General features: G+C 59.3%; 23 protein-coding genes. 9 read left to right on the top strand and 14 right to left on the bottom strand.

Annotation, left to right across the window (positions count from 1 at the left end):
• Nucleotides 1-165: 165 nt before the first annotated feature.
• From plsB to CUN63_RS19135, 4 genes are all read left to right on the top strand, one after another.
• Entirely contained in the window at nucleotides 166-2,649 is a 2,484-nt protein-coding gene (plsB, locus tag CUN63_RS19150) for a glycerol-3-phosphate 1-O-acyltransferase PlsB (RefSeq protein ID WP_129441591.1), read from the top strand.
• A 110-nt stretch (nucleotides 2,650-2,759) separates the two neighbouring features.
• The gene (locus CUN63_RS19145) at nucleotides 2,760-3,362 is read left to right on the top strand and encodes a hypothetical protein (RefSeq protein WP_129441589.1); all 603 of its coding nucleotides are present in this window, start codon (nucleotides 2,760-2,762) and stop codon (nucleotides 3,360-3,362) included.
• A gap of 105 nt (nucleotides 3,363-3,467) precedes the next feature.
• Nucleotides 3,468-3,866, top strand: coding sequence for a YbaY family lipoprotein (locus CUN63_RS19140; RefSeq protein ID WP_129441587.1), 399 nt, complete (start codon nucleotides 3,468-3,470; stop codon nucleotides 3,864-3,866).
• 29 nt (nucleotides 3,867-3,895) lie between these two features.
• A complete protein-coding gene (locus tag CUN63_RS19135; protein ID WP_129441585.1) occupies nucleotides 3,896-4,585 on the top strand; it encodes a DUF4197 domain-containing protein in 690 nt (229 codons plus the stop codon).
• 97 nt (nucleotides 4,586-4,682) lie between these two features.
• Here CUN63_RS19135 and CUN63_RS19130 read toward each other — a convergent pair whose 3' ends face one another.
• From CUN63_RS19130 to CUN63_RS19120, 3 genes are all read right to left on the bottom strand, one after another.
• Nucleotides 4,683-6,029, bottom strand: coding sequence for a Fic family protein (locus tag CUN63_RS19130; RefSeq protein WP_129441583.1), 1,347 nt, complete (start codon nucleotides 6,027-6,029; stop codon nucleotides 4,683-4,685).
• Between the two features lie 96 nt (nucleotides 6,030-6,125).
• Nucleotides 6,126-9,197 carry an efflux RND transporter permease subunit gene (locus CUN63_RS19125; protein ID WP_129441581.1) on the bottom strand — a complete coding sequence of 1,024 codons (3,072 nt, stop codon included), beginning with the start codon at nucleotides 9,195-9,197 and terminating at the stop codon, nucleotides 6,126-6,128.
• A gap of 6 nt (nucleotides 9,198-9,203) precedes the next feature.
• Complete coding sequence (locus CUN63_RS19120) at nucleotides 9,204-10,304, bottom strand: efflux RND transporter periplasmic adaptor subunit (protein ID WP_129441579.1); 1,101 nt, start codon at nucleotides 10,302-10,304, stop codon at nucleotides 9,204-9,206.
• A gap of 94 nt (nucleotides 10,305-10,398) precedes the next feature.
• On the opposite strand from CUN63_RS19120, the gene CUN63_RS19115 reads away from it, so the two are divergent.
• Entirely contained in the window at nucleotides 10,399-11,043 is a 645-nt protein-coding gene (locus tag CUN63_RS19115) for a TetR/AcrR family transcriptional regulator (RefSeq protein WP_129441577.1), read from the top strand.
• 124 nt (nucleotides 11,044-11,167) lie between these two features.
• On the opposite strand, the gene CUN63_RS19110 is transcribed toward CUN63_RS19115, so the two are convergent.
• On the bottom strand, nucleotides 11,168-11,950 hold the full coding sequence (locus tag CUN63_RS19110; protein ID WP_033056325.1) for a class I SAM-dependent methyltransferase: 783 nt from the start codon (nucleotides 11,948-11,950) through the stop codon (nucleotides 11,168-11,170).
• Between the two features lie 93 nt (nucleotides 11,951-12,043).
• Here CUN63_RS19110 and CUN63_RS19105 point away from each other — a divergent pair, with 93 nt between their 5' ends.
• Complete coding sequence (locus tag CUN63_RS19105; protein WP_129441575.1) at nucleotides 12,044-12,664, top strand: energy transducer TonB; 621 nt, start codon at nucleotides 12,044-12,046, stop codon at nucleotides 12,662-12,664.
• Between the two features lie 17 nt (nucleotides 12,665-12,681).
• On the opposite strand, the gene CUN63_RS19100 is transcribed toward CUN63_RS19105, so the two are convergent.
• The 7 genes from CUN63_RS19100 to ppc form a co-directional block, all read right to left on the bottom strand.
• Nucleotides 12,682-13,377 carry an extensin family protein gene (locus CUN63_RS19100; protein WP_129441573.1) on the bottom strand — a complete coding sequence of 232 codons (696 nt, stop codon included), beginning with the start codon at nucleotides 13,375-13,377 and terminating at the stop codon, nucleotides 12,682-12,684.
• 2 nt (nucleotides 13,378-13,379) lie between these two features.
• The gene (locus CUN63_RS19095) at nucleotides 13,380-14,201 is read right to left on the bottom strand and encodes an oxaloacetate decarboxylase (RefSeq protein ID WP_129441571.1); all 822 of its coding nucleotides are present in this window, start codon (nucleotides 14,199-14,201) and stop codon (nucleotides 13,380-13,382) included.
• 33 nt (nucleotides 14,202-14,234) lie between these two features.
• Nucleotides 14,235-15,095, bottom strand: coding sequence for a DUF72 domain-containing protein (locus CUN63_RS19090; protein ID WP_129445118.1), 861 nt, complete (start codon nucleotides 15,093-15,095; stop codon nucleotides 14,235-14,237).
• Nucleotides 15,092-15,397 (bottom strand): hypothetical protein, encoded by a 306-nt coding sequence (locus CUN63_RS19085; protein WP_008156859.1) that lies wholly within the window; start codon nucleotides 15,395-15,397, stop codon nucleotides 15,092-15,094. Before CUN63_RS19085 ends, CUN63_RS19090 begins: the two co-directional genes overlap by 4 nt.
• Before the next feature lie 232 nt (nucleotides 15,398-15,629).
• A complete protein-coding gene (gene tsaB / locus CUN63_RS19080) occupies nucleotides 15,630-16,304 on the bottom strand; it encodes a tRNA (adenosine(37)-N6)-threonylcarbamoyltransferase complex dimerization subunit type 1 TsaB (protein WP_095128123.1) in 675 nt (224 codons plus the stop codon).
• Between the two features lie 93 nt (nucleotides 16,305-16,397).
• The gene (gene adk / locus CUN63_RS19075; protein WP_129441569.1) at nucleotides 16,398-17,045 is read right to left on the bottom strand and encodes an adenylate kinase; all 648 of its coding nucleotides are present in this window, start codon (nucleotides 17,043-17,045) and stop codon (nucleotides 16,398-16,400) included.
• A 289-nt stretch (nucleotides 17,046-17,334) separates the two neighbouring features.
• Nucleotides 17,335-19,965 carry a phosphoenolpyruvate carboxylase gene (ppc, locus tag CUN63_RS19070; protein ID WP_129441567.1) on the bottom strand — a complete coding sequence of 877 codons (2,631 nt, stop codon included), beginning with the start codon at nucleotides 19,963-19,965 and terminating at the stop codon, nucleotides 17,335-17,337.
• 1,033 nt (nucleotides 19,966-20,998) lie between these two features.
• Between ppc and CUN63_RS19060 the strand changes: the two genes are divergently transcribed.
• The 3 genes from CUN63_RS19060 (at nucleotide 20,999) to CUN63_RS19050 (ending at nucleotide 22,867) form a co-directional block, all read left to right on the top strand.
• The gene (locus tag CUN63_RS19060; protein WP_129441565.1) at nucleotides 20,999-21,343 is read left to right on the top strand and encodes a pilin assembly protein; all 345 of its coding nucleotides are present in this window, start codon (nucleotides 20,999-21,001) and stop codon (nucleotides 21,341-21,343) included.
• A 273-nt stretch (nucleotides 21,344-21,616) separates the two neighbouring features.
• Nucleotides 21,617-22,030: a DUF4398 domain-containing protein gene (locus CUN63_RS19055; RefSeq protein WP_129441563.1), complete on the top strand. Its 414-nt coding sequence runs from the start codon at nucleotides 21,617-21,619 to the stop codon at nucleotides 22,028-22,030.
• A gap of 48 nt (nucleotides 22,031-22,078) precedes the next feature.
• Nucleotides 22,079-22,867 (top strand): OmpA family protein, encoded by a 789-nt coding sequence (locus CUN63_RS19050; protein ID WP_129441561.1) that lies wholly within the window; start codon nucleotides 22,079-22,081, stop codon nucleotides 22,865-22,867.
• Between the two features lie 165 nt (nucleotides 22,868-23,032).
• Here CUN63_RS19050 and CUN63_RS19045 read toward each other — a convergent pair whose 3' ends face one another.
• From CUN63_RS19045 to CUN63_RS19030, 3 genes are all read right to left on the bottom strand, one after another.
• Complete coding sequence (locus CUN63_RS19045; RefSeq protein ID WP_033056344.1) at nucleotides 23,033-23,362, bottom strand: hypothetical protein; 330 nt, start codon at nucleotides 23,360-23,362, stop codon at nucleotides 23,033-23,035.
• Complete coding sequence (locus tag CUN63_RS19040) at nucleotides 23,359-24,273, bottom strand: alpha/beta hydrolase (RefSeq protein ID WP_129441559.1); 915 nt, start codon at nucleotides 24,271-24,273, stop codon at nucleotides 23,359-23,361. Before CUN63_RS19040 ends, CUN63_RS19045 begins: the two co-directional genes overlap by 4 nt.
• A 148-nt stretch (nucleotides 24,274-24,421) precedes the next feature.
• Complete coding sequence (locus CUN63_RS19030) at nucleotides 24,422-25,699, bottom strand: flavohemoglobin expression-modulating QEGLA motif protein (RefSeq protein WP_129441557.1); 1,278 nt, start codon at nucleotides 25,697-25,699, stop codon at nucleotides 24,422-24,424.
• Nucleotides 25,700-25,710 lie beyond the last annotated feature (11 nt).

Raw genomic sequence — 25,710 nt, 5'->3', positions numbered from 1 at the left:
ATCTGTACCCCCCTTGTTTTTATTTTGAACGGCCGAGTATATGACAGCCGCCAAAACTCTCAACTCAAGTTTACTTAGGCGCTTTTTTGCCGATTTTCGGCGAATACGGCACACTATCGACCGCCCGAGCAAACGCTCGGTTTTATTCACTCATGCAGAAGCCGTATGACCCGTTCCCCGCTCCGCCGTCTTGTGTTTGGCACCCTGCGCCGACTGTTGTACCTCTGGGTTCGCTCGGAGACGATCAATCAGTCGTCGTTCACCCTCAACCTCGACCGCAGCCGTCCGGTGTTCTACGTCCTGCAAAACCCTTCGCTGACCGACCTGGCCGTGGTCGATACCGAGTGCAGCAAGGCGGGTTTGCCCCGCCCGGTGTTGCCGGTCTCGGTAGGTACGCTGGAGGAACCCGCCGCGTTCTTTTACCTGACGCCAGAGCCCGATTGGCTCGGCCGTCAGGATAAGCGTGGTGCACCGCCGACCTTGACTCGCCTGGTCAGCGCCCTGAGCCAGAACGCCGTCGAAGACGCGCAGATCATTCCGGTCAGCGTGTTCTGGGGTCAGTCACCGGACAGCGAATCGAGCCCGTGGAAACTGCTCTTCGCCGACAGCTGGGCAGTCACCGGGCGCCTGCGTCGGTTGTTGAGCATCATCGTGCTGGGGCGCAAAACCCGGGTGCAGTTCTCGGCGCCGATCCATTTGCGCGAGCTGATCGACCACAACAAGGGCCACGAGCGCACCGTGCGCATGGCCCAGCGGATTCTGCGGGTGCATTTTCGCAACCTGAAAGCAGCGGTGATCGGTCCGGACATTTCCCACCGCCGCAACCTGGTCAAAGGCCTGCTCAATCAGCCGCTGGTCAAGCAAGCGATCCTCGACGAAGCCGAGCGTGAAAACATTTCCCCGGAGAAAGCCAAGGCCCAAGCCCTGCGCTATGGCAACGAGATCGCCTCCGACTACACCTACACCGCGATCCGCTTTCTGGAAGTGGTGCTGAGCTGGTTCTGGAACAAGATCTACGACGGAATCAAGGTCAACCACATCGAAGGCGTGCAGAAGGTCGCTCAGGGTCACGAAGTGATCTACGTGCCGTGCCATCGCAGCCACATCGACTACCTGCTGCTGTCCTATTTGCTGTTTCGCAACGGCCTGACCCCGCCGCACATCGCCGCCGGGATCAACCTCAACATGCCGGTGATTGGCAGCCTGCTGCGGCGCGGCGGTGCGTTCTTCATGCGCCGTACCTTCAAGGGCAACCCGCTCTACACCTCGGTGTTCAACGAATACCTGCACACCCTGTTCACCAAAGGCTTCCCGGTGGAGTACTTCGTCGAGGGTGGTCGTTCGCGCACCGGGCGCATGCTGCAACCAAAAACCGGGATGCTGGCGATTACCTTGCGCAGCTTCCTGCGTTCGTCGCGGATGCCGATCGTTTTCATCCCGGTCTACATCGGTTACGAGCGTGTGCTGGAAGGCCGGACCTACCTCGGCGAACTGCGTGGCGCGAGCAAGAAAAAAGAATCTATCTTCGACATCTTCAAAGTCATCGGCGCGCTCAAGCAGCGTTTCGGTCAAGTGGCGGTGAACTTCGGCGAGCCGATCAAACTGGCGGAATTCCTCGACAGCGAACAGCCGGACTGGCGTAAACAGGAACTCGGCCCACAGTTCAAACCGGCCTGGCTCAACGAAACCACCAACCGCCTCGGCGAGAAAGTCGCGCAGCATCTGAACGAAGCGGCGGCGATCAACCCGGTCAACCTCGTGGCCCTGGCGCTGCTGTCCACCAGCCGTCTCGCGCTGGATGATCGCGCTATGGCGCGGGTGCTCGATCTGTACCTGGCGCTGTTGCGCAAGGTCCCGTACTCACCGCACACCACTCTGCCGGAAGGTGACGGCCGCGCGTTGATCGAGCATGTGAAGGACATGGATCTTCTGTCCGAGCAGAGCGATGCCCTGGGCAAGATTCTGTATCTGGACGAACAGAATGCCGTCCTGATGACCTACTACCGCAACAACGTTTTGCACATCTTCGCCTTGCCGGCGTTGCTGGCGAGCTTCTTCCAGAGCGCCTCGCGCATGAGCCGCGAACAGATCCTGCGCTACACCCGCGCGCTGTACCCGTACCTGCAATCGGAGCTGTTCATTCGCTGGTCGCTGGACGAGCTGGATGCGGTGATCGACCAATGGCTCGAAGCCTTCGTCGAGCAAGGTCTGCTGCGTTTTGAGAATGACGTTTACCTGCGTCCGGCACCGAGCTCGCGGCATTTCGTGCTGCTGACCCTGCTGTCGAAAAGCATCGCCCAGACCCTGCAACGCTTCTACATGACGGTCTCGCTGCTGCTCAATAGCGGTCAGAACAGCATCAGCGCCGAAGAGCTGGAAGACCTGTGCACGGTCATGGCCCAGCGCCTGTCCATCCTCCATGGCCTCAACGCCCCGGAGTTCTTCGACAAAAGCCTGTTCCGCCATTTCATCCAGACAATGCTGGATCTGGATGTACTCAAGCGCGACGAAGCCGGCAAGCTGAGCTATCACGAACTGCTCGGCGAATTGGCCGAAGGCGCGGCCAAGCGGGTGTTGCCGGCGGAGATTCGCTTGTCGATCCGTCAGGTCGCGTTGCATCGCAGTGAAGATGCGGCGGATCAGGCTTAGTTGGAGTTGGCTGTAACTTTCTGACAATAACCATAGGAACAAGGATGTTCTTATAACCTGTCAATTATGGATTAATAGAGGCCCATTTGAATCCCGATACGGATATCGCGATGAACCCATTAGAAAACACCAGCAACTACGTCACTCTAACTTTCAGTTTGCCTGAAGACTTTCTACCCCCGGATGATGGCGAAGGCGAAACCTATATAAGCGTGCAAACTGCCAACTCAACCACTCCCATAAAAGTTGCGCAATCCCGCAAACCGGAACTGTATAGCGGGCGTTGGAATTTCTCATTCATGCACAACTATTCCGATATCAGCGTCAAATACCTTGTCACGATCAGCATGACCCACAACGGCGTTCCACTGCTGATTGACCTGGACTACTTCGTGATTGTCCATCGTGCGCCGCACCGACAAACCCTGCATCTCAGCCCTGTTGGCCGCCTCTACCTGCAGGCGCAAGCGCCTCAAGCGGTTCAACCTGAACACGCCGTCACTGTTGTCGTCCACGAGCACGACGATACGACTGCGCAACTGGCGCCAATACATATCAGCGAAGAAATGGCCGAGGCGTTCTATCTGGAATACGACCCGGAGACTGTCGTACCTGGCAAACGCTATACGCTGACAGCCACTGAAAATGAATACCACAATTCAATTGCGGTATATCCCGGGTCCGTTGTATTGAAACCCTTTAGTAGAATTTGAAAAAAGCGCATATCAAAAGATCCATAGGGCGAAATCACCGGAAAAATCCGTTAAATTGTCGTCGGCGTTCATCTACTTCGGGCGCCAACGACAGGGATTCAACTCATGAAAAAACTCTCGCTTCTGGGGCTTACTGCCTTGCTCGGAGCCTGCCAGACCGTACAACCTGCCGCCAAAACCAGCCTCGATGGCGAAGTCTTCTACTTGCAACGCATCGCCCTGCCGCCGAGCGCCACGTTAAGCGTCAGCTTGCAGGACGTTTCCCTGGCCGACGCACCCGCCGTGGTCCTTGACGAACAGAAAGGCCCGGTCAAAGGCCAGGTGCCGCTGCCGTTTCATCTGAGTTACGATCCAACGCAGGTCAAACCGGGCCATCGTTATTCGGTCAGCGCTCGGATCGAAGTCAACGGCGAGCTGATGTTCATCACCACCGAACATCACGCCGTGCAGCTGGATGGAAGCGACCCTCAGCCTCTGAAAATCCGCGTCGACGCCGCTCGCTAACTCTCATTTTTTGAACAAAGGAAGCTGCCATGTTCCGCCCTACCCTTCGCTTCGCCGGCCTGTGCGCAGGCCTGATGATCTCCGCCAGCGCCCTGGCGCTGTCGCTCAACGACCTGTCGCAAAAGGACGCCACCGGCGGCCTCAAGGATGCCCTGACCCAAGGCGCGCAGCTGGCCGTGAAACAACTCGGCACGCCGGGCGGGTTCAGCAACAACCCGGACGTGAAAATCGAGCTGCCGGGCAAACTGGGCAAAGTCGCCAGCAAGATGAAACAGTTCGGCATGGGCGACCAGGTTGACCAGCTGGAAACCAGCATGAACAAAGCGGCTGAAACCGCCGTGACGCAAGCCCAGCCGATCCTGGTGGACGCGGTGAAGAAGATGAGCGTGGAGGATGCCAAGGGCATTCTCAGCGGCGGCAAGGACTCGGCCACTCAGTACCTGAGCAAAACCAGCCGCGAACAGATCCGCGTCAAGTTCCTGCCAATCGTCAAGCAAGCCACCGACCAGGTGGGCCTGGCCAAGCAGTACAACTCGTTCGCCGGGCAAGCCGCGACGATGGGTGTGGTGGATGCGAAGAGCGCCAACATCGAAAGCTACGTGACCGAGCAGGCATTGAACGGTCTGTTCGAGATGATTGGTAAACAGGAAGAAGCCATTCGCCAGAATCCTGCGGCGGCAGCGACGAGTTTGGCGAAGAAAGTCTTCGGTACGCTCTAAGCCTTAACACCGACCTTGCTCGCGATGAGGCCGTGTCAGTCGACATTAACTGTGGCTGATACACCGCCATCGCGAGCAAGCTCGCTCCCACATAGGGTCAAGCAGTCGATGCAGCCCGCAGAAAGAACACCCACTCGCGTCCCATCTTCCTTTTCTCAAACACCTCCAATTCGACCAGCCCATTCAACGTGGCTGACGCGGTGTTGTAAGAACAGTCCAGATTCTCCTTCACATTGACCGCCGTAAACTCCTTGGCCATCCCGCTCTTGGCAACCTGGAATACGGCTCGTTGCTTCTCGGTCAATCGGTCAAAAAATCCGGACTCCAACAACCAGCGATCAAAGCTTTCGGCATACGCCAGACTTTTCCGATAAGCATCGGTAAAACCGCTGACAGCCCGCAGGATGACCGAACACTGGAAATCGATGAAATAAGTCAGGTCGAGGTCATCAGCCTCAGTGTTCAGATAAGACCGCCCGTATTTCACCGGCGCACTGCGCAGCAAAATGCTGATCGCAATGTAGCGAAAGGCAGAGAAGTCATTCTTGAACATGAACCAATAAAACAGTGCCCGCGCGACCCGGCCGTTACCATCGCGGAACGGATGCTCATAGCCCAGAGCAAAATGCAGTGCGATGCCTTTGATCAGTGGATGAAGGTAATCCACTTGATCGGGATCGTTGTGGAGCTGGTTGATCCACGTCGACAGCACCCGCAATCGTGACAACAGCCCTGCTGCGGGCGGCGGTGTATGCACGGTGTTGCCCTCGCCGTCCTGCACCACCACATCATCGTTGGCCCTGAACGCCCCCGGCGAATATTGCGCGTCATCAATGCCCTCGACACCCACCCGGTGCATGGCTGAAATCAGTTCGACACTCAGGGCGTCATAACGCTTTTCCCAGGCGAAATTCATCATCTTGTAGTTGCCGATCACCATTCGCTCATCCGGCGTGCGCGGCAGGCGATTGCGCTTGAGCATGTCCTTGGCCGCCCGCGTGGTGGTCGCCGCGCCTTCGAGCTGGCTGCTGCTGATGGCTTCGTCTTCGATCAAGTCATTCAACAGATAACTGAAATGCGCGTGTTCACCGATCTGACTGGTCATGTACTCGAGCGCGGCCGTTGTGGCTTGCCGATCGACGGCGGAAATAGCTTTCTGCGCCAACGGCGTGAACACGAATTTGCCCCATTGAAGCGGCTCGCCTAGCGGCAAAAGACTTGAGTACTGCGCAGTCCGGGCTTTCTTCACCAGCGCCCAGCACAGATTCGAATCCAGCCCCGGCGCCCAGCGGTAGCGCAACTCATCGAAAGGCAGATAACGCCCCTGATCGTCCAGCGGCTTGAGCAGGGCAAGGTAGTCCGAGAGGCGTTCCTTGTGGGGCGACTTCCCCAACAGGTCGAATACCGGGTCGGTCCTTCCCCTCAAAATGGGCGGCTTTTTCATTATTGCTGTCTCAAAAACTCGTAAAACTGAGTTTTGAGTACAGCATTCCGATCCCTATGACTCAATATCAGAGGGATCTGAAATACACGTAGGACGTTAGGCTGGGTCCTTTTTGATCCTGAACCACGCCGCATACAGCGCCGGCAAAAACAGCAACGTCAGCGCCGTTGCCACAATCAACCCGCCCATGATCGCCACCGCCATCGGCCCGAAAAACACACTGCGTGATAGCGGAATCATCGCCAGCACCGCCGCGAGTGCAGTCAACACAATCGGTCGGAAACGCCGCACCGTGGCTTCAATAATCGCCTGCCAAGGCTTGAGCCCTGCAGCGATGTCCTGCTCGATCTGGTCCACCAGAATCACCGAGTTACGCATGATCATCCCGGAGAGCGCGATGGTGCCGAGCATGGCGACGAAACCGAACGGCTGACGGAACACCATCAGGAACAAGGTCACACCGATCAAACCCAAAGGCGCCGTCAGAAACACCATTACCGTGCGTGAGAAACTACGCAGTTGCAGCATCAGCAATGTCAGCACCACCACGATGAAAAGCGGCACACCGGCCTTCACCGAATTCTGCCCGCGAGCCGAGTCCTCTACAGTGCCGCCGACTTCCAGCAAGTAGCCGTCCGGCAGTTCGGCGCGGATCGGATCGAGGGTCGGCATGATCTGCTGCACCAGCGTCGCCGGTTGCTCCTTACCGTAAATGTCGGCGCGGACCGTCACGTTCGGCAAGCGGTTGCGGTGCCAGATGATGCCTTCTTCGAAGCCGTATTCCAGCGTCGCGATTTGCGACAGCGCCACGCTGCGACCGTTGTCAGTCGGCACCGCCAGGCTTGGCAGCAATGACAGTTCGGTACGTTCATGCAACGTGCCGCGCAATAGAATCTCGATCAACTCGTTGTCTTCACGGTACTGGCTGACGCTGGAACCGGTCAGAGAGCTTTGCAGGAACTTCGACAGGTTCGCGGTGCTCACGCCAAGCGCCCGGGCGCGGTCCTGATCGACGTTCAGATAAACGACTTTGCTCGGTTCTTCCCAATCCAGATGGACGTTGACCACATGCGGGTTCTCGCGAACCTTGGCGGCCACTTTACGGGCCAGCGCGCGGACTTCCTCGATGTGCTCACCGGTGACCCGGAACTGCATCGGATAGCCAACCGGTGGCCCGTTCTCCAGACGCGTCACCCGCGCGCGCAGGGCCGGGAATTGTTCCTTGAGGGCTTCGATCAGCCAGGTGCGCAGGGTTTCGCGCTCCTCGATGGTTTTGGCCAGGACTACAAACTGCGCGAAGCTCGCTGCAGGAAGTTGTTGATCCAGCGGCAGGTAAAAACGTGGCGAACCGGTGCCAACGTAAGCGACATAGTTGTCGATACCGGCGTGATCCTTCAGCAGTGCTTCGAGGCGTTTGACCTCATCTCGGGTGTTGCTCAACGAGGCACCTTCCGCCAGTTTCAGATCGACCATCAACTCCAGACGACCCGATGCCGGGAAGAACTGTTGCGGCACAAAGCGAAACAGGATGACAGAGCCGATAAACAACACGGCCGTCAGGACAATGACCGTCTTGCGCCGCCGTACGCACCACTCAACCAAGCGTCTGACGCGCTGATAGAACGGCGTGCCGTAAGGGTCGGGCTGACCGTCGCCGGTGCCATGTTTGGCTGCATGAATCTTCGCCAGATCCGGCAGGAGTTTTTCCCCCAGATAAGGCACAAACACAACAGCGGCCACCCACGAGGCCAGCAACGCGATGGTCACCACCTGGAAGATCGAACGCGTGTATTCACCCGTGCCCGATTGCGCAGTGGCAATCGGCAGGAAGCCGGCAGCGGTGATCAGCGTACCGGTGAGCATCGGGAATGCGGTGCTGGTCCAGGCGTAACTGGCCGCCTTGATCCGGTCGAAGCCCTGCTCCATTTTGATCGCCATCATTTCCACGGCGATGATCGCGTCGTCCACCAACAAACCCAGCGCCAGCACCAACGCCCCGAGGGAAATCTTGTGCAGGCCGATTCCCAGGTAATACATGCAGGCGAACGTCATCGCCAATACCAAAGGAATCGCCAACGCGACCACCATGCCGGTGCGCACGCCGAGGGAGAAGAAGCTCACCAGCAGGACGATTGCCAGTGCTTCCACCAGCACCTGAACAAATTCACCGACACTGCTTTTCACAGCGGCGGGCTGGTCGGAGACCTTGCGCAGCTGCATACCGGCAGGGAGATTTTTCTGGATGCGGTCGAATTCGATTTCCAACGCCTTGCCCAGCACCAGAATGTCGCCACCGTCCTTCATGGCCACGGCCAGACCGATGGCGTTTTCCGCCATGAAGCGCATGCTTGGCGCTGGCGGATCGTTGAAACCCCGACGCACATCCGCCACATCGGCGATGCGGAACGTACGATCACCGACGCGGATAGGGAAGCTCTTGATCTCTTCGACCGTCTGAAAATTCCCCGAGACGCGTAGCTGCAATCGCTCGCTGGAGGTCTCGAAGAACCCGGCGGTGGACACCGCGTTTTGCTCTTCAAGGGCCTGCTGCACCGCCGACAAAGGCAGGCCGAGGGTGGCGAGTTTGACGTTGGAGAGTTCGATCCAGATCTTCTCGTCCTGTAACCCGAGCAGATCGACCTTGCCCACATCCTTGACCCGTTGCAGCTGAATCTGCACGCGGTCGGCGTAGTCCTTGAGCACCGCGTAATCAAAACCTTCGCCCGTCAGCGCGTAGATGTTGCCAAACGTTGTGCCGAACTCATCATTGAAGAATGGCCCCTGGATGCCCGGTGGCAGGGTCTGACGAATGTCGCTGATCTTCTTGCGAACCTGGTACCAGAGGTCCGGGATTTCCACCGAGTGCATGGAATCACGGGCAACGAACGTCACTTGGGATTCGCCCGGACGGGAGAACGAAACGATGCGTTCGTATTCGCCGGTTTCCATCAGTTTCTTTTCAATACGCTCAGTGACCTGGCGCGACACTTCCTGCGCCGTGGCCCCAGGCCAGTTGGTACGAATCACCATGGCCTTGAAGGTGAACGGCGGGTCTTCACTTTGGCCGAGCTTGGTGTAGGACAGTGCGCCGACAATGGCCAGCAAGAGCATCAGGAACAGTACGATCTGGCGATTACGCAGCGCCCATTCGGAAAGATTGAAACCCATTGGGGATTACTCCTTGTCCGCCAGATTGACCACGCGGTTGGAGCGATCCACCGGACGCACCTGCTGCCCTTCAAGCAGCACATGGACGCCAGCGGCCACCACCCAGTCGCTGGCATTCAGGCCTTCGAGCACCGGTACGGTTTTCTCGCCGAAGGCACCGACCCGGACCGGGGTTTTCTTCAAGGTGTTGTTGGTAGTGACAACCCAGACGTAGGTCGCGCCGTTTTCCGCGGTCAGCGCGGAAAGCGGCACCGACAGCGGCACCACATCGGATGTCTGAACGAACACCCGGGCGCTCTGGCCGAGTTCAGCGGGGACCTTGCCGGCAGTGAACGCGATGCGGGCGGCAAAGGTGCGCGATTTGGGATCGGCAGCGGGCGACAGCTCACGGATGCGCCCGGCGAAACGTTGGTCGGGTTGGGTCCACAGTTCGACTGACACTGGCTGACCGACCTTGAAGCGGCCAAAGCTCTGCTCCGGCACGCTGATCAACACCTCGCGTTCGCCATCGGTGGCGAGGGTAAATACGGTTTGCCCCGCCGCCACCACTTGCCCGACTTCAACCGCGCGTTTAGCCACCACGCCATCCTGAGGCGCACGCAGCACGGCGTAACTGGCCTGATTGGTCGAAACGTTGAATTCGGCTTTGATTTGCTTGAGGCGGGCTTCACCGGATCGGTAAAGGTTTTCGGAATTGTCGTACTGCGAACGGCTGACCATCTGACGGTCCATCAGGGTCTTGTAGCGATCACGTTCGGCGCGCACCAGGCTCAGGTTGGCCTCGGCAGCGGCGACCTGGGCACGGGTGGCTTCCAGTTGCAGGCGCACGTCCTGAGGATCGAGCTCCGCCAAAGGTTGATCAGCCTTGACCCGCTGCCCCTCTTCGACCAGTCGTCGACTGACTTTACCGCCAATGCGAAACGCCAGGTCTGGCTCATAGCGAGCGCGGACTTCACCGGGAAAACTTTCCATCGCCTGGGACGACGGCTCTGGCTGTACGACCATGGCCGGGCGAACGGTGACTTGAGGCGCCTCTTCGTGACCACACGCAGACAATAAAAACGCCAGACAGACTGGCAACGCGAGGGGCAAGGCATAGCGGAACATGGTGAAGGACCTTTCGCTAATGGTGCTTGGAATAATTATACTGAGCGGTATGTTATTAATAGCAAACTCACCAGTCCAGTATTAAAAGCGAATAATGTCGAACAATCTTTCAGCACCCAACGGTCCGGGCCGTCCCAAGGATCTGGCCAAGCGCCAGGCGATCCTCGATGCGGCGAAAATTCTGTTTCTGAGCAAGGGTTATGCGAATACCAGCATGGACGCCGTCGCGGCCGATGCCGGTGTGTCGAAGCTGACGGTCTACAGCCATTTCAACGACAAGGAGACGCTGTTCTCCGCCGCCGTGATGGCCAAGTGCGAAGAGCAATTGCCGACGTTGTTTTTCGAATTGCCGGACGGCACTGCCGTAGAAACGGTGCTGTTGAACATCGCGCGCGGCTTTCATCAACTGATCAACAGTGACGAATCGGTCAATCTGCACCGGCTGATGATGACGCTGGGCAGCCAGGACCCGAAACTCTCGCTGATCTTCTTCGAGGCCGGGCCTGAGCGCATGCTGCAGGGCATGGAGCGGTTGCTGACCAAGGTTGATCAGAGCGGCGCGTTGAGCATCGACAAACCGCGCAATGCGGCCGAGCATTTCTTCTGCCTGCTCAAGGGTGCGGGGAATTTCAGGCTGCTTTATGGCTGTGGCGAGCCGTTGACCGGGGATGCGGCCGAGAGCCATGTGCAGGAAGTGGTGGGGTTGTTTATGCGGGCGTATAGACCAGAGACAGCCTGATAGGTTTCGGTTGTCTGTTCTGGCCCCTTCGCGAGCAAGCCCGCTCCCACATTTGACCGAGTCTTCTCAAGGGAACGCGGTCGAATGTGGGAGCGAGCTTGCTCGCGATGGGAGCGACGCGGTCTTAAGGCTTGAGCGCTTTCTTCGGGTAAATGTCATACCGGCTGGATTTCCCATCCAGCGCATGACTCGGCTTCGGCCCTTCGATACACGGCGCCTTGCGCGGGCGCTTGACCACCACTCGATGGCTGGCCAACGCCAACGCCGCTTCGAGCAGTGCTGGCGCATCCGGGTCATCGCCTACCAGCGGCCGAAACAGGCGCATTTCCTTCTTCACCAAGGCCGTTTTCTCACGATGGGGAAACATCGGGTCGAGGTAGATCACCTGTGGCGGCTCGCCTTCCCAATTGCGCATCACCTCGATCGAATTGCCCTTGAGCAAGCGCATCCGCGCCACAATCGGCGCCACGTCAAAGTCTTCCGCGCCGCGTGCCAGGCCATCTTCGAGCAACGCGCCAATCAGCGGCTGACGCTCGATCAGGCTCATCTCGCAGCCCAGGCTCGCCAGCACGAACGCATCTTTGCCCAGCCCCGCCGTGGCATCCAGCACGCGCGGACGCACGCCTTGGGCAACCCCGACCGCCTTGGCGATCATCTGACCGCTACCGCCGCCGTACAAGCGGCGATGGGCCGCACCGCCCTCGACAAAGTCCACCCGCACCGGCCCCGGTGCGTCCGGGCCCAGTTGCTGTAGCTGCAAACCCTGGTCGCCGACCTGCAAGGCAAACTCACCGTCATCCACCTGCATCGGCAAACCCAGGCGCTCGGCCCATTGTTCGGCCTGTGGCTGAAAAGTCGCGGCCAGGGCCTCGACATGGATGCGGCAGGCCGCAGGTTGCTCAATCATGGGAAAACACGCTCAAAAAATTAATGATCGGCAAAAACGGCCGATAACAAAACTATCGAGCATTTTGCCAGAGCTGAGCGTCGACCGAGAGAAATGTCAGACATTCAACGCACATCGATAGGCTACATCTCGCCCCACGGCGATTTTGGTCTACGAAACTCCCAAGCACTGAGCGGCGTCAGTCACCTGTGGCAGGATTTCTTTGCCCAGGCCCTGGCCGATCAGTCGGGCGATGTCGTACCGGCTTCTCTCAACTTTCCACCGGTCGATCTCGACAGCCCGGTCGAACCCACCGTTGGCAGCGAACTGCTGGCTCATATCATTTCCCAGCGCGAATGCGATGTGAAAGAAACCGAGGTCCGCCCTCCCGAGCCACTGTTCCTGCCGATTGCCGAGTTCGAAATGGACCTGGCCGACAAACCTTTCCCACCGTTCCCGGCACAAGAAATCGTCGCTCAACAGAAGCAACAGGACTTCGAAAGCCGCTGGGTCCGCCCGATCGTGCTTACTGCCGGTCAACCGCTGCCAGTGCCTGGCGCCGCCCCGCAACCGCGTCCACTGCACCTGCCGATCGCCGAGTTCGAACTCGATCTGCTGGACAAGCCATTCCCGCCGTTCTCGCCCGAAGAGCTGGTGGAGCAACAGAAACAACTCGATTTCGATAACGGCTGGGCTCGCCCGATCGTCCTGCAGAACCTGCGTATCGCCGCCTGACCTTCAATAACAGGCCTTCAGCGACACACCCACCACGGCCCGACATCCACATGAAAGTGATTGCGATGGGCGGCGTTGTAGTCCGGACTCAATACCACACTGAACATGTCGCAGGCGCTATCGCGAACCTGACGTAAAAACCGTGCGTCCTGATTATCCTTCGGCCAATCCTTGAGCACGTTGATGGATCGGCCATCGGCCAAGCGAAAACCGGCGATGTCCAGCGCATTGGCACTTGCATGCTGGCTGCGTCTGCCGTTTTCGCGGCTGTAGACGTTGCGACAGGCAAAGCTGCCGAGATGGTCGACACGCGTTACTGCTTGACCGTAGACCGCTTGCGCGGCGGGTTGCAGGGCGTGGTGTTCGAACAGGGCAAACGACACCGCCAGGCGGCAACTGGCGAGGAAACTGCTGCTCAGCGCCACCTCGCCGCCTTGCACACGCAAGGCGTTGATCAATGGACACGTCGCATCGGGGCTGTCGGCCTGATGGGTCACGCGCAATCCCGAGCTGCTCAGGGCTTGATCGCACAACTGCGGATCATCGCTCAGGCGCATCAGTTTGTAGCGGGTCAGAAAATTGGGCGCGGCCTTCACGTCCAGCGGCGCCCAGGGATTCCACTGTGGTGGCAGAGAGATCCAGCCGCGCCAGACGCTCACCGCCGCCGTGCCAATGATTAACAGCATCAACAGCAGCCACCACCGAAACCGCATCGTCAGCCTTTGAACAATTGATTGGCCTGGGCGTACGGCATGGACCGCGACGTGAACCCGAATGTGCCCGACGTCTTGATCTCTTCGGCAGCGCGGAAAAACTCGCCATAGGCTGCCAGGGCCAGAGCCGAGCCGACGCTGATGCGTTTGACGCCCATTTCGCTCAACTGCTCGACCGTCAGTTTGAGCCCACCGGACATCAGCACATTGACTGGCTTGGGCGCCACGGCGCGGACCACCGCCAACACATCTTCAGCACTGCGCAGACCCGGCGCATAAAGCACGTCGGCCCCCGCCTCGGCAAACGCCTGCAAGCGGCGAATGGTATCGGCGAGATCAGGGTTGCCGTGCAGAAAGTTCTCCGCGCGAGCGGTCAACATAAAGGGAAACGGCAAGCTGCGAGCGGCTGCCACGGCAGCCTCGATGCGCGCGACGGCATGCTCGAAGCAGTAGATCGGCGCTGCTGCACGGCCAGTGGCATCTTCGATAGAGCCGCCAACCGCACCGGCCTCTGCCGCACGCAAAATACTCTGTGCGCATTCGGCTGGATCATCAGCGAAGCCGTTTTCCAGATCGACGGCGACGGGCAGATCGGTTGCCGCAACAATCGCCCGAACGTTTGCCAGAGTGTCGTCCAGCGTCAGCGCGCCATCGGGGCGGGCGTTGGAAAAGGCGTAACCGGCACTGGTGGTCGCCAGCGCTTCGAAACCAAGGCTGGCGAGCATTTTCGCCGAGCCGGCATCCCACGGGTTAGGAATGACAAAAGCCCCCGCGCGTTCGTGCAGTGCTTTAAACGCTTGGGCTCGAAGGGTTTGCGCATCCATTGGCAGGCTCCTGAAAAGGGCAGGGAATCCGCTTCAGAGCAGGTCAAGTTGCTCGGCAGCGGGCTCTCTGTATAGCTCAGGCAGCGGCGGCAGGCCAGGTAAACGCAGCATCAGTTTTGCGTGGAAACGTTGCGCCAGTTTGGCGGCCAGCAGGTTGTCGGCGGTGTGCAGGAAGATATAAGGCGTACGACCCTCTTCGATCCACACGGCGATTTTCTCGACCCACGGCAGCAGGAACGGGTCGTTGGCCTCAAGCTGCGGATGGCCGATGAAGCGCACCTGCGGACATTGCGTGAAGGCGGCCGGACGGGGCGGCACCCTGGGCTTTTTCGATTGGGCGTGAAGTACCGAGGGATCGGTCGATGTGCAGCTGAACAGCGCGCGGGGATCAAGGCAGATACGCTCGACACCGCGATCCAGTAGCAGGCGATTGAGCATTCTCTCGGCATCGCCCTTGGCGAAGAACTCGTCATGCCGCACTTCAACCGCCAGAGGCCGGTCCACAGCATCGATAAAACCGGCAAGCTCCGACAGTCGCTGCGGCGTAAAGCTTTTGGACAGTTGCAGCCACAGCGGTGAAACCCGTTCGCCGAGGGGGCTGAGCAATTGCAGGAAGGTTTCGGCAGCGGTCAATTGTTCGCGCAGGTCACCGCTGTGGCTGATGTCACCGGGGAACTTGGCAGTGAAGCGAAAGTGTTCGGGCATGGTCTCGGCCCAACGTTGCACAGTAGTCGCAGCCGGGCTCGCGTAGAAGGTCGTATTGCCTTCCACAGCGTTAAACACTTGGGAATAGAGATTCAGAAACTCAGCGGGTTTGGCGTCTGACGGATAAAGATAATCGCGCCAGGCGTTTTCACTCCAGGACGGACAGCCCAGGTAGTAAGGCAGCATCAGATGTACAGGTCGAGGCCCAGCACATCCGAATCCCAATCGACAAAACCGGCGGTGCTCAGGTAGCTGGCCAGGGCCTTCGCAACACTGCTGCTCATGGCACGGTGATAAAGCATGTCTTGTTGACGGGCGGGGAGATTGCTCAAGCGTTGTGCAGAGGCTTTGGCAGCGCGGGCAGCCATTTGCTCTTCGGATGGAATTTCCAGCTCGCCGTCAATATCGACGTAGTCGTCATCCGCCACAGGGCCTTTGCGAGGCTTGCGTTTGATGGGGTAGGACTGGGAGGGAACGCCGTCTATACGCATGAGTACATGTCCGGGATCAATGGTGGCAGTTTAGTGGCGCATAGCCCGCTTCGCAAACTGCCGAGTGATAACTAGAACACATAAAAGCGAAAAGGTTTAAAAGCTGGGGCATAAAGTGACGATTGGCAGCGTTGCGCAGTCCGCCATCGCGGGCAAGCCCGCTCCCACAGGGGTTAGCGTAAACCCTGTGGGAGCGAGCTTGCTCGCGATGGGGCCAACTCGCTGCAATGAATTAACGCGCCTTCGGGGTCGCAACCTTATCCCGCAAATAAACCGGCTGAGCCTCATCAGCCACGATCGCCTCGCCACGCGCCCAGGCAAAACGCGCCAGGGTCAACAGGTCTTCAGCGTGAGGCAGCATGCCCGCATCCTGCCCGGTCAGGCTGACGGCGATTCGCTCGGCATAACCCCAGCCAGTGCCCGCGCCAAACCACTCACCGCTGGCGTCTGCCGGCAACGCGGCCACTTCCGGCGGCAGCACGGCTTCATTGCCAACCAACCGCATCTCCCCCGCCGTTTCGCGGTAGCAACCCCAATACACTTCGTCCATGCGCGCATCGATGGCGGCCGCGACCTGGCTCACGCCGTGTTCGCGATAAGCCCGCTGCGCCAGCACGGCCAGGTTCGATACTGGTAACACCGGACGATCCAGCGCAAACGCCAGCCCCTGCACCACGCCGATGGCGATCCGCACGCCAGTGAACGCACCCGGACCACGTCCGAAAGCGATGGCATCGACCGCTTGCAGGGTGGTCCCGGCATCCGCCAGCAACTGCTGAATCATCGGCAGCAGCTTCTGCGCATGCAGGCGCGGGATCACCTCGTAATGGCTCGTGACTTTGCCGTCATGCAGCAAGGCAACGGAGCAAGCTTCAGTCGCGGTGTCCAGGGCCAGCAAGGTGCTCATCGATGTTTCCGTAAGAGAGGTCAGAAAAAGTGCGCCAGTATAAACAACTACGGCCCGCAAGCGGGCCGTAGAAGATGAAGCGATTCAGACTTTTCAGCTCAGTGCTTCAAGCACCTTGCCGGTGATCGCTTCAACCGAGCCAACACCTTCGATGTGGCTGTACTTCGGTTTGCCCAGATCAGCGGCCAGGTTCTGGTAAAACGCTACCAGAGGCTTGGTTTGGGAATGGTAGACCGAAAGGCGATGACGCACGGTTTCTTCGGTGTCGTCCTTGCGCTGCACCAGTGCTTCACCGGTGATGTCGTCCTTGCCGGCGATTTTCGGCGGGTTGTAGACGGTGTGGTACACGCGGCCGCTGGCCTCGTGAACGCGACGACCAGCGATACGCTGAACGATTTCTTCGTCGTCGACGGCGATTTCGACCACGTGATCCAGCTCCACGCCGGCTTTCACCAGGGCTTCAGCCTGAGGAATGGTGCGCGGGAAACCGTCGAACAGGAAACCGTTGGCGCAATCGGCCTGGCTGATGCGTTCCTTGACCAGGTTGATGATCAGGTCATCGGAAACCAGACCACCGCTGTCCATGACGCTCTTGGCGATCAGGCCCAGCTCGGTGCCGGCCTTGACCGCTGCACGCAGCATGTCGCCGGTGGAGATTTGCGGGATACCGAATTTTTCGGTGATGAACTTAGCCTGAGTACCTTTACCGGCCCCGGGAGCTCCCAGCAGAATGACGCGCATCGATGTGCTCCTCAATTTTTTATATAGATAACGTCAGATTCGCCTCGTGGGGCCAATCTCAATAAAAGGGTCGTGACCGCCCAAACGGTCAAAGGCTGATCAAGATACACAGCAGGCCCGGACCACACAAGCCGCCGAAAGTCGGAGAAACCCACGCCTGATGTGGCCTTTCGTCGGGGTAACCCTAGTCGCAACCCCATCACTAACTGTCGCCTGGCAGCACTTTTCAAGCCCTCGCCCACAGGCAACTCGACGCTCGCGCCGAGTGCCTTGCCCCACGACGAAAACCTTAGCCGGTATTACGCAAACCGGCGGCAATCCCCGCCACAGACACCAGTAGCGCCTGTTCTACCGGACTGCCCTGTGCCACTTCCTGTTGTCGCGAACGCGCCAACAACTCAGCCTGCAATAGATGAAGAGGGTCGAGGTAAGTGTTGCGCAAGCGGATGAATTCAAGCGTGGCTGGGCTATGTGCCAGTAGCTGCGACTGACCGGTCAGCCCCAGGACCACCGAGCACGCCTGCGACAATAGGTCGCGTAAATGCGCCCCCAAAGGGAGCAGATCCGGCTCGACCAAACGCTCATCGTAAGACCGGGCGATATCGGCATCGGCCTTGGCCAACACCATTTCCAGCATATCGATGCGCGTGCGGAAGAACGGCCACTGCTCGCGCATCTGCCCCAGCAGCTCGCCTTCGCCGCGCTCCAGCGCCTTGCTCAGCGCCGCTTCCCAGCCGAGCCACGCCGGCAACATCAGACGCGTCTGGGTCCAGCCGAAGATCCACGGGATCGCCCGCAGGCTTTCAATCCCGCCAGCGCGGCGCTTGGCCGGGCGACTGCCCAACGGCAAGCGTCCCAGTTCCTGCTCCGGGGTGGACTGGCGGAAATACTCAACGAATTGCGGATTTTCCCGCACCACGGCGCGATAAGCGCTGACACCGTCGGCGGCCAATTCGTCCATCAGATTGCGCCAGGCAGGCTCCGGTGGCGGCGGCGGTAGCAAGGTCGCTTCCAATACCGCTGCCAGATACAGATTGAGGTTCTGCTCGGCGATGTCCGGCAGGCCGAATTTGAAACGAATCATTTCCCCCTGCTCGGTGGTACGGAAACGCCCCGCCACCGAACCCGGCGGTTGCGACAGAATCGCCGCGTGTGCCGGGCCGCCGCCGCGACCCACGGTGCCACCGCGACCGTGGAACAACAGCAGTTCCACTTGCTGCTCGCGGCAGATGTCGACCAAGCGCTCCTGCGCCCGATACTGCGCCCAGGCCGCCGCGGTAGTGCCGGCATCCTTGGCCGAGTCGGAGTAGCCGATCATCACTTCCTGCGGCCCTTGCAAGCGCGCGCGATAACCCGGAAGCAGCAAGAGCTTTTCAATCACCGGGCCGGCGTTGTCGAGGTCGGCAAGGGTTTCGAACAGCGGCACCACGCGCATCGGCCGCAACACGCCAGACTCTTTGAGCAGCAGTTGCACGGCCAGCACGTCGGAAGCGGCGCCGGCCATGGAGATCACATAAGAACCGAGCGATGCACCCGGTGCCGCAGCGATTTCCCGGCAGGTCGCCATCACTTCAGCGGTGTCCGCCGATGGCTTGAAGTACGCCGGCAGTAACGGCCGGCGGTTGTTCAGCTCACGCATCAGGAAGACGATGCGCTCTTCCTCGCTCCAGTCCTCGTAGCGCCCCAGGCCCAGGTAATCGGTGATCTCGGTCATCGCCGCGGTATGTCGCGTCGAGTCCTGACGCACATCGAGCCGCACCAGGAACAGCCCGAACGTCACCGCCCGGCGCAGGCAATCGAGCAGCGGCCCATCAGCGATCACGCCCATGCCGCACTCATGCAGCGAGTGGTAGCACAGCTCCAGCGGATCGAGCAGCTCGCGATTGTTTTGCAACACATCGGCGGGTGCCGGCGTGGTCGTCGTCAAGGAGGCGTGAGCCCAGTTACGCGTCGCGCGCAGGCGTTCACGCAGCTGTTTAAGCACCGCACGGTAAGGTTCGGCGCTGTCCCCGGCCTTGGCCTTCAATTCATCGCTGGCCTGCTGCATCGACAACTCGGCCGCCAGGCGATCGACATCGCGCAGGTACAAGTCCGCGGCCATCCACCGCGCCAGCAGCAAGACTTCACGGGTTACGGCAGCGGTCACGTTGGGGTTGCCGTCCCGGTCGCCGCCCATCCACGAGGCAAAGCGAATCGGTGCGGCCTCCAGTGGAAGGTGCAGGCCAGTGGCGTCATGCAGGGCTTTATCAGCCTTGCGCAAATAGTTGGGAATCGCCTGCCACAGCGAATGCTCGATCACTGCGAAGCCCCACTTGGCTTCATCCACCGGGGTTGGGCGGGTGCGACGGATTTCTTCGGTGTGCCAGGCCTCGGCGATCAGACGCTGCAACTTCGTGTGGATCTGCTCGCATTCGGCGGTGGTCAGGTCGCGATGGTCCTGGGCGGCCAGTTGTGCGGCAATCGCGTCGTACTTCTGGATCAGCGTGCGGCGCGCCACTTCAGTCGGGTGAGCGGTGAGGACCAGTTCGATCTCCAGCCGTCCCAGTTGCCGGGCCAGGGATTCGGCGCCATGACCTTCAGCGCTCAGGCGGGCGAGCAGTTCCGGTAGTACCCGCGCCTCGAACGGTGCAGGCTGCGACTCTTCGCGACGGTGAATCAGCTGATATTGCTCGGCGATATTGGCCAGGTTGAGAAACTGGTTGAACGCCCGCGCCACCGGCAGCAACTCTTCTTCGCTCAATTGGTTGAGGCTGGCGCTCAGTTCAGCGTCCATCGAACCGCGACGGTCGGCCTTGGCGCCTTTGCGGATCTGCTCGATCTTGTCGAGAAAACCGTCCCCGTACTGCTCGCGAATGGTGTTGCCCAACAGCTCACCCAACAGGTGAACATCCTCGCGCAAGCGTGCATCAATATCGGTCATCAGCAGTTCTCCAGCGAAAATCCGGGTGACTTGGTGTCCATGCTCTTGAGTTAGAGAGTGCCGCTGTAAAGCGGTTCTTACAAGCAGACGACGATGGGAATGCTGTTCGCCTGAGAAAGTTTTGGGATTGGGGATTGGGGATTGGGGATTGGGGTTGGTGGGTACATATCCGTTTCTGCGGTGATGGCTGATTACGGTTTCGCTTTTACAGCGACTCACTTTTCCAAACGCCGAAAAGTAAGCAAAAGGCTTTGCCCCTCCATTCGGTGCCTCGCCTGGGCTCGGCATGCCCTCACTCCGGCATTGCTCCGGGGGCCCGCCGCCATCGGCCATCCATGGCCGGGGGCGGCTACCGCGGCATCCTTGCCGCGGTGCCCCCTGCGCAACGCCTGCGTTCGGCCTCTGGGAAAGGGGCAGTAGATCAAAATCAAAAGCCACAGCCACAGCCACAGCCACAGCCACAGCCACAGCCACAGCCACAGCCACAGCAAGATCAAAAGATCGCAGCCTCGTTTCACTCGACAGCTCCTACCGGGGGGAGGGGGTGTACGCACGCTCCTCACCACTCAACAGGTCGAGCGTTAGCTCGCCTGCAGCTTTTGATCTTGATGCACCGCCCCCTCGAGAGGCCGAGTGGAGGTTCTGCGCAGTGGGCAACCCGGCATGGATGCCGGGTTAGCCGCCCCCGGCCATGGATGGCCGATGGCGGCGGGCCCACGGAGCAGGACCGGAGCGAGGGCATGGCGAGCCTAGGCGAGGCACCGAACGAAAGGGGCAAGAGCCCTTGGTTACTTGGGGTTGGGCGGCATTCCGTATTTCCAAGTGACTCGCTGTAAAAGCGAAACCGATAGCCGCCGCTACCGCAAAAACGGATATACACCCAATCCCCCCCAACGTTCACCATTAGACGACGAAGGGACTTTAAACCTTGGGCGTTAAAGCTAGTCTGAAGAGTAAGCCGTACAACGGCTGCCGCCGGCCTTTGCCGGACACTGACACTGCCTGCCACGAGCAGGTGCGCATTGAGGTCACTATGAAAATCCGCGAGCTTGCCCATCACTGGGAAGAAAACGCCAAGGGTCGCCTGACCGACACCGGATACTCGATTCATCTGGATGTGGAGGCCGCCGCACGGCTGGCGGCCATTATCGATATGTACCCCAAACGGCAGCCCGAAGAACTGCTCGGCGAGCTGATCGGCGCCGCCCTGGAAGAGCTCGAAAAGAGCTTTCCGTATGTGAAGGGCTCGACCGTCGTGGCCACCGACGAAGAAGGTGATCCGCTGTACGAAGACGTCGGTCCGACTCCGCGTTTTCTCGCATTGTCCCGTCGTCATTTGCACGATTTGTCGGCCATCGACGACAAACAGAAACACTGATTACCGCACTTCTTCCCCCTCCAAAAATGCGTACTCCCAGCCCACTACAGGGCCGGGAGTACTGCTGCTTGCGGTAAAAATACCCGGTTTAGAGCCTTGTCCGCCCGGTCAAAGTTTTTTGGGCAATGAGCCATATTCTCTGAACTTTTGAAAAACGCCTCGGGTCACACCCATTAACCACGCCTGGGACGGCCGTTTCAAAACACCCCCGGAAATTGAAGGTTGCGGCTCCTTGCCCAGGATGGATTTTTAAGTTTTTCAGGAGTTTTTCCAATGGAGTTGAAGACCATGAAGACCCGAACTGCCAAATCCTCGTTCCCCCCTCTGCGTAGCCTGAAACTGGCTGCACTGGCCATCGGCAGCAGCTTCGTCCTGGCCGGTTGTGCCGGTAACCCGCCAAGCGAGCAATTCGCCGTGACGGAATCGGCGGTCAACAGCGCCGTCAGTGCCGGCGGTACCGAATTCGCGGCAGTGGAAATGAAGTCCGCGCAGGACAAGCTCAAACAAGCCGAAATCGCCATGCACGACAAAAAATATGACGAAGCCAAAGTCCTGGCCGAACAGGCCGAGTGGGACGCTCGCGTGGCTGAACGCAAAGCCCAGGCGTTGAAAGCTGAACAGGCTGTGAAGGACTCTCAGAAAGGTGTTCAAGAACTGCGTCAGGAAAGCCAGCGCACCGTTCAATAAGCGGCCGGCACGACGCACTTCTTACTCGACTAAAAGGACGAAACCACCATGCGTAAACAATTGATGATCCCTGCCCTGCTGGCCGCAAGCGTTGCACTGGCCGCCTGCTCCACGCCGCCAAACGCGAACCTGGAACAGGCCCGCACCAACTACACCGGCCTGCAAACCAACCCGCAAGCCAGCAAAGTCGCGGCGCTGGAAACCAAAGAAGCCAGCGATTACCTGGACAAGGCTGACAAGGCTTACCAGGACAAAGAGGACCAGGCCAAGGTCGATCAACTGGCTTACCTGACCAATCAACGTGTCGAAGTGGCGAAGCAGACCATCGCCCTGCGCAACGCCGAAGCCAATCTGAAAAATGCTTCCGCGCAGCGCGCCCAAGCTCGTCTGGATGCCCGCGACGCGCAGATCAAGCAATTGCAGGACAGCCTGAACGCCAAGCAGACTGATCGCGGCACCTTGGTGACATTCGGTGATGTGTTGTTTGCCACTGACAGGGCTGATCTGAAGTCCAGCGGTCTGGTGAATATCAACAAACTGGCGCAATTCCTCTCGGAAAACCCTGATCGCAAAGTGATCGTCGAGGGCTACACCGACAGCACGGGCACCGCGAACCACAACCAGTCGCTGTCCGAGCGTCGTGCCGGTTCCGTGCGAACGGCGCTGGTGAAAATGGGCGTTGATCCAACGCGTATCGTGTCGCAGGGTTATGGCAAAGAATACCCGGTGGCCGAGAACAGCAGCGTCTCGGGTCGTGCAATGAACCGTCGGGTGGAAGTGACCATTTCCAACGACAACCAGCCGGTGATCCCGCGTTCTGCGGTCAGCTCGAACTGAGTTGAACCTGCTGTAACGCAAAAGCCCCGCCTGATCTGATCAGGCGGGGCTTTTGTTTTTAAGATCAAAAGATCGCAGCCTCGTTTCACTCGACAGCTCCTACATAGACCGCGTGCTTCTGTAGGAGCTGTCGAGTGAAACGAGGCTGCGATCTTTTCGGGCGCGCTACGGTTGCAGCTTCTGCGGGGTTTCCTCGCCCATGCAGCGCACGGCTTTTTTCTTGTTGTTGACCAACACGCCGCTCAGGCCTTTCTGTTCGGTGTCGAACATCACCAGCACGCCATCGATGCACTGCGCGACTTGCGGGGCCGGTTCCAGGGAGACTTTGTAGTCTTCGCCCGGCACAGTCTTGAGCATCGTGAAGTCGCTGAGCAGCAGCGCATCTTCGGGTTTGGCGAAGTGCAGGTAGCCGTAGAACCACAGGGCCCCGACGGTGCCGAGGATGCTGCAGATACCGGTGATGATCAGCGGGATGGCGTTACGTTCTTCACTCATTGCGGACTCTCTGGTGGTTCATCTTCAGAATTTTTCGGCGCCGGGTAATTCGGGATTTCACCCAGGCGGCGCAGACCGTTGAAATGCTGCGGGTCATCGAGAAAACGCAGCATGACTTTGCGCCAGACCGGGTCGGCGAACGTCTGCACATGACCGCCACGGGTCAGTTGCAGCACCCGCGGCGGCGGCGCAGCTTGATACAGACGGATGCCGTTGGAAAGGGGCACGATCGGATCGTCGATGCTGTGGTAGATCAGTTTCGGTACGCCGCCCAGCTGCTCCATGGAATGGATCGCGCTGTCGCCGTCCGGCACCAGCCAGGACAGTGGCACCTGAAACAGCCAGGTCAGCCAGGATTGACTCAGGGCAAATTGACCGATACTGCGGTAGCTGGCGGGCACGCCGTCGAGGACGAAGGCCTTGAGTTGTTTTTGGCGTTCAGGGTGCTGAACCAGATAGTGCACGGCCATCGAACCACCGAGGCTTTGGCCGAGCAGGATCAGCGGCTTGCCCTTGACCTCCGGCGCCTGATCGAGCCATTTGAACGCGGCGTCGATGTCCTGATAGATCTCCGGCAGCGTCGCTTCACCCTCGGACAATCCATAACCGCGATAGTCCAGCAGCAGCACTTGATACCCTTCTTTGGGCAACCACCAGCTCCCCCCAAGATGCATGGGCAGATTGCCGCCGTTACCGTGCAGATGCAGCACCGTGCCTTTGACCTCGACACCTCTTTTGGCCGGCAACCACCAGCCGTGCAGCTTGAGGCCGTCGGCGGTGGTTAGGGTGATGTCGCGGTATTCGAGTTTTGCTTTTTCCGGGGTAAACAGCTGGCCCGGCTCGGGGTAGAACAGCAGCGAGCTGCAGCCGCTCAAGGTCAGGAGAAGGCAGAAGAAGCCGAGGATTCTCATCCGATGAAACCTCGTGAAGTTTGGTTGGAATACGGACCAAATGTGGGAGCGGGCTTGCTCGCGAATGCGGTTGAACATTCAACATTAATGTCGACTGACACACCGTATTCGCGAGCAAGCCCGCTCCCACATTTGGACGGCGTACACGTTAGAGGATATTGGAGTAATCCGCTTCGATCCGGTCCAGGCTCAAGTGGTTGAGGAAGTTGGAGAAGCACATCCACGCCGACAGCGCGTTCAGGTCACGGAACTGATCCGGCAGATACTTCGGTGGCACCACCAGCCCTTCATCCACCAACTGGCGCAAGGTCCGCATGTCTTCCAGCGTGGTCTTGCCGCAAAACAGCAGCGGTATCTGCTCAAGCTTGCCTTTACGCACGGCCAACTGAATGTAGTTGTAAACCATGATAAAGCCCTTGAGGTAGGACAAGTCTTTGGTAAATGGCAGACCCGTCGGCACCGAGCCACGGAAAACCCGACTGGCGTTGCCGTAGCTTTCCGCCATTTCAAAACCTTGCTCGCGGAAGAACTCAAAGATCTGCAGGAAGTCCGCGCCCTCTTCCACCATGTGAATGGCGCGGGTGCGGTTGGTCAGTTTGCGCAGGCGACTCGGGTATGAGGCGAAAGTGATGATTTCCATCAGGATCGCCAGGCCTTCCTGAGTCACTGTCGACGACGGCGGACCTTTGGAGAGGAAGGTGCAGATCGGCTGGTTCAGGCCATTGAGCGTGGTCCCCACATGCACCAGCCCTTCGTGGACTTCCAGGGCGCGCACGTCACGGTCGTTGAACATCGCGTCGGCGCGGATCTTGATGTAGTCGGCGCCAGCCGCCGCATCGGCGACGATCCCGTCGGACTCGAATACGCGAATGGTTTCCTCGGCTTCGCCGAATACCTTGTTCAAGCGGGTTTGCAGCAGGTGGACGGCTTCCTTGGCGGTGAGGATTTTCGGTTCGTCCTTCAGGTCGCCACGGCCATCGATATTGTTCAGGTAATCCGAGAGCATCAGGCCCAGGTCGGAAAGGGTCGGGTCGCCGGCGTGGAACGCGTCGGAAGCGGCACCGTAAAGCTCCTGTGAAATCAGCCCGAAGTCCTCGGTGCCGCGCGCTTCGAGCATGCGCACCACCATCCGGTATTCCTTGCACATGCGGCGCATGATCTGGCCAACCGGGTTGAACTGTCCGAGCTGACGGGTGATGTCGCGTTCTATGTTCTGGAATTCCAGCTTTACCTTGCTGGAGTCGAACGCCAGCGGCCGGTTCAGGTAGTAATCGCGGTCCACCGCCGGCATTTCCTTGCCCTTGGCCTTGAGGAAACCCTTGCGAATGTTGTCGTCCCACTTGACTGCATCGAGGACGCGAATCGGCGTCTGCGCCAGCACAATGCGATCGGACAAAATGCGTATCGACTGCTGGTAATCGTCCACCCGAAACTCCT

It is taken from the genome of Pseudomonas sp. ACM7, assembly GCF_004136015.1.
Classification (GTDB): Bacteria; Pseudomonadota; Gammaproteobacteria; order Pseudomonadales; family Pseudomonadaceae; genus Aquipseudomonas; species Aquipseudomonas frigoris.
The sequence above is the reverse complement of the archived record's forward strand: the minus strand, read 5'-3'. Positions and strand labels throughout refer to the sequence as shown.

Bases quoted from the DNA above. Each gene is read 5' to 3' on its own strand.
- plsB (WP_129441591.1), top strand. From the start codon at position 166: ATGACCCGTTCCCCGCTCCGCCGTCTTGTGTTTGGCACCCTGCGCCGA.
- CUN63_RS19145 (WP_129441589.1), top strand. From the start codon at position 2,760: ATGAACCCATTAGAAAACACCAGCAACTACGTCACTCTAACTTTCAGT.
- CUN63_RS19140 (WP_129441587.1), top strand. From the start codon at position 3,468: ATGAAAAAACTCTCGCTTCTGGGGCTTACTGCCTTGCTCGGAGCCTGC.
- CUN63_RS19135 (WP_129441585.1), top strand. From the start codon at position 3,896: ATGTTCCGCCCTACCCTTCGCTTCGCCGGCCTGTGCGCAGGCCTGATG.
- CUN63_RS19130 (WP_129441583.1), bottom strand. From the start codon at position 6,029: ATGAAAAAGCCGCCCATTTTGAGGGGAAGGACCGACCCGGTATTCGAC.
- CUN63_RS19125 (WP_129441581.1), bottom strand. From the start codon at position 9,197: ATGGGTTTCAATCTTTCCGAATGGGCGCTGCGTAATCGCCAGATCGTA.
- CUN63_RS19120 (WP_129441579.1), bottom strand. From the start codon at position 10,304: ATGTTCCGCTATGCCTTGCCCCTCGCGTTGCCAGTCTGTCTGGCGTTT.
- CUN63_RS19115 (WP_129441577.1), top strand. From the start codon at position 10,399: ATGTCGAACAATCTTTCAGCACCCAACGGTCCGGGCCGTCCCAAGGAT.
- CUN63_RS19110 (WP_033056325.1), bottom strand. From the start codon at position 11,950: ATGATTGAGCAACCTGCGGCCTGCCGCATCCATGTCGAGGCCCTGGCC.
- CUN63_RS19105 (WP_129441575.1), top strand. From the start codon at position 12,044: ATGTCAGACATTCAACGCACATCGATAGGCTACATCTCGCCCCACGGC.
- CUN63_RS19100 (WP_129441573.1), bottom strand. From the start codon at position 13,377: ATGCGGTTTCGGTGGTGGCTGCTGTTGATGCTGTTAATCATTGGCACG.
- CUN63_RS19095 (WP_129441571.1), bottom strand. From the start codon at position 14,201: ATGGATGCGCAAACCCTTCGAGCCCAAGCGTTTAAAGCACTGCACGAA.
- CUN63_RS19085 (WP_008156859.1), bottom strand. From the start codon at position 15,397: ATGCGTATAGACGGCGTTCCCTCCCAGTCCTACCCCATCAAACGCAAG.
- tsaB (WP_095128123.1), bottom strand. From the start codon at position 16,304: ATGAGCACCTTGCTGGCCCTGGACACCGCGACTGAAGCTTGCTCCGTT.
- adk (WP_129441569.1), bottom strand. From the start codon at position 17,045: ATGCGCGTCATTCTGCTGGGAGCTCCCGGGGCCGGTAAAGGTACTCAG.
- ppc (WP_129441567.1), bottom strand. From the start codon at position 19,965: ATGACCGATATTGATGCACGCTTGCGCGAGGATGTTCACCTGTTGGGT.
- CUN63_RS19060 (WP_129441565.1), top strand. From the start codon at position 20,999: ATGAAAATCCGCGAGCTTGCCCATCACTGGGAAGAAAACGCCAAGGGT.
- CUN63_RS19055 (WP_129441563.1), top strand. From the start codon at position 21,617: ATGGAGTTGAAGACCATGAAGACCCGAACTGCCAAATCCTCGTTCCCC.
- CUN63_RS19050 (WP_129441561.1), top strand. From the start codon at position 22,079: ATGCGTAAACAATTGATGATCCCTGCCCTGCTGGCCGCAAGCGTTGCA.
- CUN63_RS19045 (WP_033056344.1), bottom strand. From the start codon at position 23,362: ATGAGTGAAGAACGTAACGCCATCCCGCTGATCATCACCGGTATCTGC.
- CUN63_RS19040 (WP_129441559.1), bottom strand. From the start codon at position 24,273: ATGAGAATCCTCGGCTTCTTCTGCCTTCTCCTGACCTTGAGCGGCTGC.